Source organism: Pseudomonas sp. 8 R 14 (assembly GCF_900005955.1).
GTDB lineage: Bacteria > Pseudomonadota > Gammaproteobacteria > Pseudomonadales > Pseudomonadaceae > Aquipseudomonas > Aquipseudomonas marginalis.
The window spans coordinates 1-11,313 of sequence record NZ_CVTH01000091.1 but is presented as its reverse complement, the minus strand read 5'-3'; the positions used below and the strand labels follow the sequence as shown (position 1 = coordinate 11,313).

Below are 11,313 nucleotides of genomic sequence, written 5' to 3'. Positions count from 1 at the left end.
GGCGCTCCCTGGGCTACGGCGAGTTGGCCGGCCGCGCCCTGGACATGCCGGTGCCCGACCCGGCCAGCATCACCCTGCGCGACCCGAGCCAGTTCCGCTGGATCGGCAAGCCGGTCAAGCGCCTGGATGCCTATGACAAATCCACCGGCAAGGCGCAGTACAGCATCGACATCAAGGTCGACGGCATGCTCCACGCCGCCGTGCAGCACGCGCCGCGCCTGGGCATGACCGTGGGCAGCCTGCGTAACCAATCCCAGGTCGAAACCATGAAAGGCGTGCACTCGGTGCATGTGCTGCCCGGTGCGGTAGCCGTGGTGGCCGAACGCTGGTGGCACGCCAAGCGTGCGGTGGAGGCGATCCAGGTCGACTGGCAGGAACCGACGGCCGACTCAAAAGTGCGCGGCATGCCCGCGGATTTTTCCAGCGACGGCTTTCGCGACTTTCTCGCGGCCCAGCAAGGTCCGGCCCGTGACGACGAGAACGAAGGCGATGTGGCCGGCGCGTTGAAAAACGCCAAGACCCAGGTCGAGGCTACCTACCACAACCAGTACCTCAACCATGCCCAACTGGAGCCGCCGTCAGCCCTGGCGCGCTTCAACCCCGACGGTTCGCTGGAGATCTGGCTGCCCAACCAGGCGCCCGATATGTTCCGCGCCGACATCGCCAAGCGCGCCGGGCTCGACCCTGCGCAAGTGACCCTGCACTCGCCGCTGCTGGGCGGTTTTTTCGGCCGGCACTTCCTGTATGACTCGGCCAGCCCCTACCCCCAGGCGATTGCATTGGCCAAGGCGGTGGGCCGTCCGGTCAAGCTGATCTGGAGCCGTGAGGAAGAGTTCCTGCGCGACGTGTTGCGCCCGGTGGCGGTGGTCAAGTTCCGCGCCGCGCTGGACGCCGACGGCCTGCCGGTGGCGATCGAAGCGGTGAGCGCCACCGAAGGCCCCACCGAGGCCATCGCCGGCAAGCAGGGCGAAAAACTCGACCCCACCGCCCTTGAAGGCCTGTCGGGCAAGAGCTACGCCATCCCCAACAAACGCATCGCGCAGATCTACGTCAAGGGCCCGGCCATGCTCGGCTACTGGCGTTCGGTGGGCAATTCGCTGAATGACTTCTTCTACGAAGCGTTCCTTGATGAGCTGGCGGACAAAGGCGGCCGCGATCCCTATGAGCTGCGCCTGCACCTGCTGCGCGACAACCCACGGCTGACCACCCTGCTCAAGGCCGTGGGCGAGTTGTCCGGTGGCTGGAAACGGGGCCCCTACACTGCCGAAGACGGTACCCGGCGCGCCCGTGGCGTGGCCATGGCCTCGCCGTTCGGCTCCCACGCGGCAGTGATCGCGGAAGTGTCGATTGAAAACGGCCAGGTCAAGGTCCACCACATCTGGGAAGCCATCGACCCCGGCAGCATCGTCAACCCGGCGATTGTGCAAGCTCAGGTCAATGGCGCGGTGGCCCTGGGGCTCTCGCAAACCTTGCTGGAAGAAGCGGTGTACGTGGACGGTAAACCACGAGCGCGCAATTACGACCTTTACCCAATCTTGCCGCCCTCACGGATGGCGCAGGTGCACGTAAAGATCGTCGAGAGTGGCGAGAAGATGGGCGGCATCGGTGAGCCTCCGCTCCCCGCTGTGGCGCCGGCCGTGGTCAATGCGGTAGCGCAGTTGACCGGCCAGCGTGTTCGCAGCCTGCCATTAAGCCGACACACCTTCAGCTAACCGAGCGAGACCGCCCATGAACAACCGTCGATTCGCAAGAACCGCAGGCTGGCTGGTGCTGCCCTGCCTGGTCGCCGCCGGCCTGCTGGCCTGGTATGTCACCCGCCAGCCCGCCACCCCGTTCGCGCAGGAACAAGCCGCCAGCGTCGACCCCGCACAGGTCAGTCGCGGCGAATATGTCGCCCGCCTCAGTGACTGCGTCGCCTGCCACAGCCTGCCGGGCAAGGCGCCCTTCGCCGGGGGCCTGGAAATGGCCACGCCGCTGGGCGCCATTCACGCCACCAACATCACCCCGGACCGCACCCACGGCATCGGCACCTACAGCCTCGCCGACTTCGACCGTGCAGTGCGCCACGGCGTAGCACCGGGCGGCCGCCGGCTCTACCCCGCGATGCCCTACCCGTCTTACGCCAAGCTCAGCGACGACGATATCCGCGCGATGTATGCGTTCTTCATGCAAGGCGTACAACCGGCCAACGAGCCCAACATCCCCAGCGATATTCCCTGGCCGCTCAATCTGCGCTGGCCCATCGCCCTGTGGAACGGCCTCTTCGCGCCGACCGCCACTTACGCGGCCAAACCCAATCAGGACGCGCTATGGAACCGTGGCGCCTACATCGTCCAAGGCCCTGGCCACTGCGGCAGCTGCCACACACCGCGCGGCCTGGCCTTCAACGAAAAAGCCCTGGACGAATCCGGCAAGCCGTTCCTCGCCGGCGCCCTGCTCGACGGCTGGTACGCACCGAGCCTGCGCCAGGACCCGAACACCGGCCTGGGGCGCTGGAGCGAGGCGCAGATCGTGCAGTTCCTCAAGACCGGGCGCAACGCCCATTCGGTGGTCTACGGCTCGATGACCGAAGCCTTCAACAACTCCACGCAGTTCATGGAAGACGCCGACCTGGCCGCCATCGCCCGTTACCTCAAGTCACTGCCCGGCGACCCACAGCGTGACGGCACGCCCTGGCAGTACGTAGCCGCCGATACACGCCAGGACGTCCCCGGTGCCCACACCTACGCGACCCGCTGCGCCTCCTGCCATGGCCCGGACGGCAAGGGCCAGCCCGAATGGATGCCGCCCCTGGCCGGCGCCACCTCGGCATTGGCCAAGGAAAGTGCCTCGGCGATCAACATCACCCTCAACGGCTCACAGCGGGTAGTCGCCGCCGGCGTACCGGACGCCTACCGCATGCCGGCGTTTCGTGAGCAACTGTCCGATGCGGAAATCGCCCAGGTACTGACCTACGTCCGCAGCACCTGGGGCAACCACGCTGACGCGGTCGACGCCAAGGCAGTCGGCAAGCTGCGCGGGCATACCGACCCGGCGAGCAGCAGTCCGATTATTTTGCATATGCGTTGAAGGTAGCGTCCCGACCTTTTCCCCGGCGTGGGCAGTGAAATGAGCATGCCGGGGAATAAAGGGGCAATGTGAACAAACGCAGTCTTGAACTGACCCCGTGCACGTTGACCTGTCCAGACTATTCGCACATTCAAGTTCGCCTCTTCTGACAATTAAAACAGAATCAATCTATATGGCGGATCAGCCATTATCAGCGCCAAACTCGCCTCAAGAAATGAACCGTGTCGGTACCTGGAGGCTTGGACCTTGAAAGACGAATACGATTTCACCCACGGCAAACGCGGTGCTGTCGCCAGCAACAAAGGCAAGACCCGCATCACCATCATGCTTGACGATGCGGTTATCGATGCTGCCCGTGAACGCGCAGAAAGCGCCGGTACGGGCTATCAAACCGTGATCAACAATCTGTTGCGTCAGGCGTTGATTTCGCAACACGCACACAATCTGGCGCCCGCCCCAAAGAAGCGGGCTAAAACCCTGCAAGTTATCAACAGCGGCATTAGCCTTTCTGAGGTTGAAGCACTGGAACAACAACTCATCGCTGTCGCTGGCGAGTTGAATCGCGTGCTGGGCACAGCCAAACTGGCCGATTGACCAAGGCTTTCTGCGACCTACCCCAACTCCCGCTTGAGTGGCTAACGGTCCAGCGCCCCATCCCAGCGGGCAATGAACAGGGTGGCCACGCCGTTGCCGATCACATTGATCAGCGCGCCGCCTTCGGAGATAAACCGGTAGACGCCCAGTATCAGCACCAGGCCTGCTGCCGGTATCACATAGATCGAGCCGAGGGTGCGCCCGCCCCCCGAACTAATTTGAACGAACCCCCACGTTTATCCATCAACATTGAAGGACTTATCAGACACGAGAACGGCTCGTGTCGCTCCTACGCGAGCAACGAACCCGGCGGCCTCGACCAGGCCCCTGCTCTCTTCGCTCGCACATGACGACCTTGGGGTGAAGGCCATGGCAGCGAATAGGCGTGAAGCGTCAAAACAAACCGGCTGGGAAGCGGAGCTGGCCAGGAACACCGAACTGTTCTACGAGGCCGACCGCCTGGAAACACAGGCCTACGCCATCATAGGCAGCAGCTTGGCCGACGCCGGTGACTGGCTGCGCTTTACCGAAGCGAAACAGATAGCCGATGCAAAGCGCACCGAGGCGTATCAGGACCTGATGCGGATCCGGCGCGGCATGGAGGCTGCGCGCTCCGACTGAGGCCGCTCGGGGCGCTGCGGCAAGACAAAAAAGCCACTCGTTCGAGTGGCTTTTCTGGGTTTTCACAGCGCCTCAGGAAGAAAAAACCTCCGCGCGCTGCCGTGTTGTCTTTTTGTACCGGAGCGGCTGCTGCCAGGCCAACTGCGCCTGGACCTGCGCTACGGCCTCCAACACCCGCTGCGCCCAGTTTTCGTCCTGAGGGTCCACCACTACCACGCGAAAACCGTGGTCATGGCCTTCACTGCGCACGCCTTCGGAGTCATCCACATGCAGGTCGATGTCGAAGGCCGGGGGGAATTTCGAGGGTGCGTTCGACAGCCCGCGTGCCGTCAGGGCATGGTTGTGCAGCACGCTGTTGACCACGCCGTCGACGCGGATGCCGTAGAGCATCAGCCAGCGGCGGATATACGACGGCGTGCGACCGGACGAGGTGTAGACCCAGATGCTGCAGCCCTGGCGGCGTAGCTCGCGGGTCAGGGAGCGCGTGCCGATCCGCAAGGGCTCACCCAGCCAACGGTGCACGCAGGCCGGCAGCCGGCTCGGCTCAACGTCGCAGTGGTGCAGCTGGCAGGCCAGGGTGTCGTCGATATCGAAGGAAATACGGATACGCGGGCGCTGCTGCATCGGCAGGATGCGCTGGAGGGCCCGCCCTGCCCTGGCGAATACCGGAGAACCGCTCATCAATGGCCTCCTTGAAAAACGGGCTGGCGCGGGCCCTTGAGAAAAAACTTGTGCGGATCCGGCGCCTGTTCTTCCAGGAAGGCGGCGTATTTTTTCTTGATCTTGGGCAATTCGTACAACGCCTTGACTCCATGTTTGGCTGAGTTGCGGATCACCGACGAGGGGTTGAAGTAGCCCTCGGCGTTCTCCAGCGTCAGCACGAACGGCGGCAGGCCTGCACGCATCAGCAAATAGCTGACGATCAGCGAACCGCTGCGGTTGTTGCCTTCAATGAACAGCTGCGGCTTGCTGAGGATGCGTACATACACCCCGGCGGCGCGCTTCCAGACTGATTCACTGCGGTACGCGCAGTACCAGTTGTACAAGTCCTTGATGCCACCTTCGACATTGTTGAAGAAGTGTTCTTCGGTCGCCGCCAGGTGGTGGGCGTATTCCAGGCGCCGTGAAGGGTCGCTGCCACAGAGCACGGTGGCGTTGATCTCCAGCATCAGGTCCAGCTGCTGCAGGTCGAACAGGTCGACGCCCCGCGCGACATAGTCGTCAATCAGCGCGTAGCCTTCAAGCACGTTGTGCAGCACTTCGTCGGTCAACGGGTCGCGCGGCTCGGTAAAGTCCCGGCTGAGCTCGGCAAAGCGCTGTTGCACCTCACGCAGTGCGCGTTCAATCGCGGGCAAATCAAGGCGTCGTGTTGCAGGCATCGGCATTCCCATAAGCAGTGGAAAATACGGGAGCATCCCAGCTCCCGCAGGGGCATCAGCTGAACTTGCCGCTGATGTAGTCCCCGGTCATTTGTTCACGCGGGTTCTCGAAGATCTGCGCCGTCGGGCCCATTTCCACCAGATAGCCGGTGCGCGTGCCCTGGGAAATATCCACCGAGAAAAACGCCGTGGTGTCGGCCACGCGGATGGCCTGCTGCATGTTGTGGGTCACCAGGGCGATGGTGTAGTCCTTCTTCAACTCGACCATCAGCTCCTCGACCCGGCGCGTGGCGATCGGGTCCAGCGCCGAGCACGGCTCGTCGAGCAGCAGCACTTCCGGCTCGGTGGCGATGGCGCGGGCGATGCACAGGCGTTGCTGCTGGCCACCGGACAGCGACAGGCCGCTGACCTTGAGCTTGTCCTTGACCTCATCCCACAGCGCGGCGCCTTGCAGGGCGTGCTTGACGCGGTCGCCCAGGTCGCCTTTGTAGCGGTTCAGGCGCAGGCCAAAGGCGACGTTGTCGAAGATGCTCATCGAGAACGGGTTCGGCTGCTGGAACACCATGCCGATGTAGCGGCGCACGACCACCGGGTCCACGCCCTTGCCGTAGACGTCCTGGCCAAGGAAGTGCACATGGCCCTCGAAACGGAAGCCCTTGACCAGGTCGTTCATGCGGTTGAGGCTACGCAGCACGGTACTTTTACCGCAACCGGAAGGGCCGATGAAGCCGGTGATCTTGTTCTTTTCGATCGGCACATGGCTGTCACGCACGGCCATGAAGTTGCCGTAGAAGATCTTGTCCAGCTTGCAGTCCATGACCACAGGCGCCTGGGTGACAAACGGAGCGGCTATTTGCGCAGTTGATACGTTCAAGATTCAGATGCTCCCGTTTTCAATACTTTGGCTTGCCGAAGATACGGCTCACGATATTCACGACCAGCACGATCATTACCAGTACCAGCGACGCCGCCCATGCGAGTTCAAGCTGGTTGTCGAAGGGCATGCCGGAGAAGTTGTAGATCAGCACGGCCAGGGAGGCCGTCGGGTTCATCACCGCCAGGCTGCCGTCGTGGTAGATCCAGTAGTTGCTGAACAGCGCGGTAAACAACAGCGGCGCGGTTTCGCCGGCGGCGCGGGCCACGGCGAGCATCACGCCGGTGAGGATTGCCGGCAGGCCGGTGGGCAGGACGATTTTCCAGATCACCTGGGAGCGGGTGCAGCCCATGCCGTAGGCGGCGTCCTTCATGATCTTGGGCACCATGCGCATCGACTCTTCAGCCGTCAGCACCACGATCGGCAGCATCAGTACCGCCAGTGCCACACCACCGGCCGGGGCCGAGTAGGTGCCGGTGGTCATCACCACCAGGGCGTAGGCAAACACACCGGCCAGAATCGACGGCAGGCCGGTGAGCATCTTCGCGGCAAAACGTGCGGCGTTCGCCAGCTTGCTGTCCGGGCCCAGTTCGGCGAGGAAGATTGCCGCCATGATGCCGACCGGCACGGCGATGGCAGCGGCAATGCCGACCATCACGAAGGTACCGGCCATCGCGTTGCCGAAACCGCCGCCGGTCTCGAAACCGGTGGGTGGCAGCTCGGTAAACACTTCAAGGCTCAGGCGCGCACCGCCGCGGGTGATGAGCATGTAGAGCACGGAAATCAGCGGCACGCTGGCCAGCAGCGCGCCCGCCCAGACCAGGGTGGTCAACACCAGGCTGCGCAGGGCACGGCCTTCGAACCGGCGCTGAAGGCTGGGCATTGCGCCTGCGGGGGACGTCAGGTCGGTTGCAGCAGTGAGGTCAGTCATCACTTATTACCCCGTTGGGCGTACATCATGATCATGGAGCCGAAGATGTTCACGATCAGCGTGATCAACATCAGCACCAGTGCGGCGTACATCAGTACTTCGATCTCGTTCGGCCCGGCTTCGGGGAAGTTCAGCGCCAGCAAGGCCGCCAGGGTGTTGGCCGGGGCGAACAGCGACAGAGAGATGTTGTTGGCGTTGCCCACCAGCATGGCCAGGGCCATGGTTTCACCGAGTGCGCGGCCCAGGCCCAAGACCAGGGAACCGAAGATGCCGGTGGCGGCGGACGGCACCATCACCTTGAGAATCGCTTCCCAGTGGGTGGTCCCCATGCCGTAGGCGGCTTGCTTGGTTTTCATCGGCACGGCGGTGAGCGCATCCTGCGACACGGCGGCGATGGTCGGCAGAATCATGATTGCAAGCACCAGCGCCGCCGGGAGCAACCCCGGCCCGCTCAGGGACGTGCCGAAAAAGGGAATCCAGCCAAGTTCAGTGTTCAACCATGCGGTCAACGGCCGGATCGCCGGGATGACCACGTAAATGCCCCACAGGCCGTAAACGACGCTGGGGATGGCCGCGAGCAGTTCGACGATGGTACGAAACACCGCCGCCAGCTTCGCCGGCAAAAAATCCTGGGTGAGGAAAATCGCCATGCTGACGCCGAAAACACCTGCGATCAGCAACGCGATAAAGGCACTGTAGAGCGTGCCCCAGATGGCCGGCAGAATGCCGTACTTGCCTTGGTTGACATCCCAGACGCTGCCCAGCAGCACGTCAAAGCCGTGCTTTTCCATGCCTGGAAGGGCCTTGCGCCCGACTTCGAACACCAGGGCAAACACCAACGCCAGCACCAGAACCACGCCTATTCGTGCAAGCGCACGGAAGGTGCGATCAACCAGGAAATCCTTCGCAGAAGGTGGCTGGCAGGCAGAATCCGGGTTACCCGGTACGACAAACGGTGTGTTCATTGGCTAATTCCGGAACAGGGGGGTAACCCTCCCGGCCGGGCTGACAGCGCCCGCCGAGAGAGGCCTCACAAGCGTTACTGGATGTTGGCGGACGCTTTACGAACCTGATCGACCACCGACTTCGGCAGCGGGATATAGCCCATCGAATCGGCGATTTTCTGCCCTTCGGTCAGGCTGTACTCGACCATTTCACGCATGGCCTTGGCCTTGGCCGGGTTGCCGTTGTCCTTGCGGAAGATCATCCAGGTGTAGGACGTGATCGGGTAGGACTTGGCGCCGTCCGGGTCCGGCAGCCAGGCCACCAGGCTTTCCGGCATTTTCACCGCAGCCAGGGCTTCGGCACCGCTTTCGGCGTTAGGTACCACGTACTTGCCGGCCTTGTTCTGCAACTGGGCAAAGTCAACCTTGGCCAGCTTGGCGAAGCCGTATTCGATGTAACCAATCGCGCCTGGTGTCTGGCGTACGGTGGCGGTCACACCATCGTTCTTCGGCGACTTGATGAATTTGTCGCTGGCTGGCCAGTTGACGGTGTTGCCTTCACCCAAGTCCTTCTGGAACTGCGGGTTGATGGCCGCCAAGTGCTTGGTGAATACGGCTGTGGTGCCGCTGGAGTCTGCACGCACGACCACGGTGATCGGCATGTCCGGCAGTTTCAGGCCAGGGTTGGCGGCGACGATCTGCGGATCGTTCCACTTGGTGATCTTGCCCAGGAAGATGTTGGAGTACACATCGCGTGGCAACTTAAGTTCTTTAGGATTGCCCGGCAGGTTGAACGCCAGGACGATTTCGCCTGCGGTCATCGGCAGCAACTGCACGCCTTCGGCGACCTTGGCGATGTCTTCGTCCTTCATGGCCGAGTCACTGGCGGCGAAGTCCACGGTTTTGTTCAGGAAGTCCTGTACACCCGCGCCACTGCCTTTGGACTGGTAGTCAACCGTGACGCCTTCGGTCTTCTTGCTGAAATCCTTGAACCAGGTGAGGTAGATCGGCGCTGGGAAACTGGCGCCAGAACCTGTCAGACGGACGTTCTCGGCAGCAAATACCGAGGTGGCACTTAGAGAAACCGCAACGGCGAGTGCAGCTGACTTCATCAGACGTTTCATTCAGGGAAATCCTTGTGATTACGGGCTCCCGGAACTTTGCAGCAGCTTTGTTACGCTTTTATGAAAATTGGGTGGCAAACCGCTATTTCGTCCCGTCTTTCCGCCACAGCCACGTATTTCGATGTAATTGGTTGGTAACAAAATGCGACTAAGACTTTGCCATCTCCCCCACGACGCGAGTGCCTCCCATGTCTGCAGTAGACGACGCCTTGATCCAGCGCATCCACCGAGAGCTGCTGGATCACAGTGACGAAGAGCTGGAACTGGAATTATCCGAAGACGGGCACGACCTCAACGCGCTGTTCGACGAGCACGTCGAGGAAAGCCCCGAAAAGGCCGCGCGCAGGATTTACTTCAGCGAACTGTTCCGCCTGCAAGGCGAACTGGTGAAGCTGCAAAGCTGGGTGGTCAAGACCGGCGCCAAGGTGGTGATCCTGTTCGAAGGGCGTGATGCCGCCGGCAAAGGCGGTGTGATCAAGCGCATTACCCAGCGCCTCAACCCGCGAGTCTGCCGCGTCGCCGCACTGCCCGCGCCCAACGACCGCGAACAGACGCAGTGGTACTTCCAGCGTTATGTCTCGCACCTGCCGGCCGCCGGTGAAATCGTGCTGTTCGACCGCAGCTGGTACAACCGCGCCGGCGTCGAACAAGTCATGGGCTTTTGCAACGAAGACCAGTACGAGGAATTCTTCCGCACTGTACCGGAGTTCGAGCGCATGCTCGCGCGCTCCGGCATCCAGTTGATCAAATACTGGTTCTCCATTTCCGACCAGGAACAGCACCTGCGCTTTCTCAGCCGCATTCACGACCCACTCAAGCAGTGGAAACTCAGCCCCATGGACCTGGAGTCGCGCCGGCGCTGGGAGGCGTACACCAAGGCCAAGGAAGTCATGCTCGAGCGCACCCACATCGCCGAAGCGCCATGGTGGGTGGTGCAGGCCGACGACAAAAAGAAAGCCCGCCTCAACTGCATCCACCACCTGCTTGGGCAAATGCCTTATGAAGAAGTGGAACTGCCGGTGATCGAGCTGCCGCAACGGGTCAGGCAGGAGGACTACTCGCGCAATCCGACGCCGGTGGAAATCATCGTGCCGCAGGTCTATTAACGCGGGACGCACTAGATTCCCCGGTGGTGAGCGCGCCGTTCAGTTAAGAGCGAACACCGTACCTGTGGTGAGCGGGCTTGCCCCGCGCTGGGCTGCGTAGCAGCCCCAATAAGAACGCCGCAGTGTGCCAGACAGTTCCGGGGCTGTGTTTTGGGGCTGCTGCGCAGCCCAGCGCGGGGCAAGCCCGCTCACTACAAGGGTCCATTCGCCATAACGTTTGCGCTTACGGTGCCGGCTCCACCTCCTTGAACACCAGCCCTTGGCTATCACCCAGGGATAATTAAGAGCGAACACCGTACCGGTGGTGAGCGGGCTTGCCCCGCGCTGGGCTGCGTAGCAGCCCCAATAAGAACGCTGCAGTGTGCCAGACAGTTCCGGGGCTGTGTTTTGGGGCGGCTGCGCAGCCCAGCGCGGGGCAAGCCCGCTCACTACAAGATCCATTCGCCATAACGTTTGCGCTTACGGCGCCGGCTCCACCTCCTTGAACACCAGCCCTTGGCTATCACCCAGGGATAGTTTAGAGCGAACACCGTACCGGTGGTGAGCGGGCTTGCCCCGCGCTGGGCTGCGTAGCAGCCCCAATAAGAACGCTGCAGTGTGCCAGACAGTTCCGGGGCTGTGTTTTGGGGCGGCTGCGCAGCCCAGCGCGGGGCAAGCCCGCTCACTACAAG

General features: G+C 62.3%; 11 protein-coding genes and 1 pseudogene. 5 read left to right on the top strand and 7 right to left on the bottom strand.

The features are described 5' to 3' along the window. The 3 genes from BFQ01_RS29580 to BFQ01_RS29570 form a co-directional block, all read left to right on the top strand. Positions 1–1,712 (top strand): xanthine dehydrogenase family protein molybdopterin-binding subunit (locus tag BFQ01_RS29580; protein ID WP_065928090.1); only part of this gene is annotated, 1,712 nt, incomplete at its 5' end. 16 nt (positions 1,713–1,728) lie between these two features. Further along, positions 1,729–3,069: a c-type cytochrome gene (locus tag BFQ01_RS29575; protein WP_065928089.1), complete on the top strand. Its 1,341-nt coding sequence runs from the start codon at positions 1,729–1,731 to the stop codon at positions 3,067–3,069. Positions 3,070–3,315: 246 nt separating this feature from the next. Next, positions 3,316–3,663: a BrnA antitoxin family protein gene (locus BFQ01_RS29570; RefSeq protein ID WP_065928088.1), complete on the top strand. Its 348-nt coding sequence runs from the start codon at positions 3,316–3,318 to the stop codon at positions 3,661–3,663. Between the two features lie 41 nt (positions 3,664–3,704). Here BFQ01_RS29570 and BFQ01_RS33125 read toward each other — a convergent pair. Further along, positions 3,705–3,860 (bottom strand): annotated as a pseudogene (locus tag BFQ01_RS33125) (C4-dicarboxylate transporter DctA); the annotation flags it as partial. 172 nt (positions 3,861–4,032) lie between these two features. On the opposite strand from BFQ01_RS33125, the gene BFQ01_RS29565 reads away from it, so the two are divergent. Further along, a complete protein-coding gene (locus BFQ01_RS29565; RefSeq protein ID WP_053139889.1) occupies positions 4,033–4,284 on the top strand; it encodes a hypothetical protein in 252 nt (83 codons plus the stop codon). A 72-nt stretch (positions 4,285–4,356) separates the two neighbouring features. Here the strand turns inward: BFQ01_RS29565 and BFQ01_RS29560 are convergent, their stop codons facing one another. From BFQ01_RS29560 to pstS, 6 genes are all read right to left on the bottom strand, one after another. Continuing rightward, entirely contained in the window at positions 4,357–4,908 is a 552-nt protein-coding gene (locus BFQ01_RS29560) for a hypothetical protein (protein ID WP_027603521.1), read from the bottom strand. Between the two features lie 56 nt (positions 4,909–4,964). After that, positions 4,965–5,663, bottom strand: a complete 699-nt coding sequence (locus BFQ01_RS29555) for a hypothetical protein (protein WP_065928086.1) — start codon at positions 5,661–5,663, stop codon at positions 4,965–4,967. 55 nt (positions 5,664–5,718) lie between these two features. After that, positions 5,719–6,480, bottom strand: a complete 762-nt coding sequence (gene pstB / locus BFQ01_RS29550; protein WP_010210300.1) for a phosphate ABC transporter ATP-binding protein PstB — start codon at positions 6,478–6,480, stop codon at positions 5,719–5,721. A 76-nt stretch (positions 6,481–6,556) separates the two neighbouring features. Beyond that, complete coding sequence (pstA, locus tag BFQ01_RS29545; protein ID WP_027603518.1) at positions 6,557–7,468, bottom strand: phosphate ABC transporter permease PstA; 912 nt, start codon at positions 7,466–7,468, stop codon at positions 6,557–6,559. Further along, the gene (pstC, locus tag BFQ01_RS29540) at positions 7,468–8,433 is read right to left on the bottom strand and encodes a phosphate ABC transporter permease subunit PstC (protein ID WP_027603517.1); all 966 of its coding nucleotides are present in this window, start codon (positions 8,431–8,433) and stop codon (positions 7,468–7,470) included. Before pstC ends, pstA begins: the two co-directional genes overlap by 1 nt. A gap of 74 nt (positions 8,434–8,507) precedes the next feature. Beyond that, the gene (pstS, locus tag BFQ01_RS29535) at positions 8,508–9,536 is read right to left on the bottom strand and encodes a phosphate ABC transporter substrate-binding protein PstS (protein ID WP_027603516.1); all 1,029 of its coding nucleotides are present in this window, start codon (positions 9,534–9,536) and stop codon (positions 8,508–8,510) included. 188 nt (positions 9,537–9,724) lie between these two features. Here pstS and ppk2 point away from each other — a divergent pair, with 188 nt between their 5' ends. After that, positions 9,725–10,642, top strand: coding sequence for a polyphosphate kinase 2 (ppk2, locus tag BFQ01_RS29530; RefSeq protein WP_065928085.1), 918 nt, complete (start codon positions 9,725–9,727; stop codon positions 10,640–10,642). The last annotated feature ends 671 nt before the right edge of the window (positions 10,643–11,313 follow it).

Bases quoted from the DNA above. Each gene is read 5' to 3' on its own strand.
- BFQ01_RS29575 (WP_065928089.1), top strand. From the start codon at position 1,729: ATGAACAACCGTCGATTCGCAAGAACCGCAGGCTGGCTGGTGCTGCCC.
- BFQ01_RS29565 (WP_053139889.1), top strand. From the start codon at position 4,033: ATGGCAGCGAATAGGCGTGAAGCGTCAAAACAAACCGGCTGGGAAGCG.
- BFQ01_RS29560 (WP_027603521.1), bottom strand. From the start codon at position 4,908: ATGCAGCAGCGCCCGCGTATCCGTATTTCCTTCGATATCGACGACACC.
- BFQ01_RS29555 (WP_065928086.1), bottom strand. From the start codon at position 5,663: ATGCCTGCAACACGACGCCTTGATTTGCCCGCGATTGAACGCGCACTG.
- pstB (WP_010210300.1), bottom strand. From the start codon at position 6,480: ATGGACTGCAAGCTGGACAAGATCTTCTACGGCAACTTCATGGCCGTG.
- pstA (WP_027603518.1), bottom strand. From the start codon at position 7,468: ATGACTGACCTCACTGCTGCAACCGACCTGACGTCCCCCGCAGGCGCA.
- pstC (WP_027603517.1), bottom strand. From the start codon at position 8,433: ATGAACACACCGTTTGTCGTACCGGGTAACCCGGATTCTGCCTGCCAG.
- pstS (WP_027603516.1), bottom strand. From the start codon at position 9,536: ATGAAACGTCTGATGAAGTCAGCTGCACTCGCCGTTGCGGTTTCTCTA.
- ppk2 (WP_065928085.1), top strand. From the start codon at position 9,725: ATGTCTGCAGTAGACGACGCCTTGATCCAGCGCATCCACCGAGAGCTG.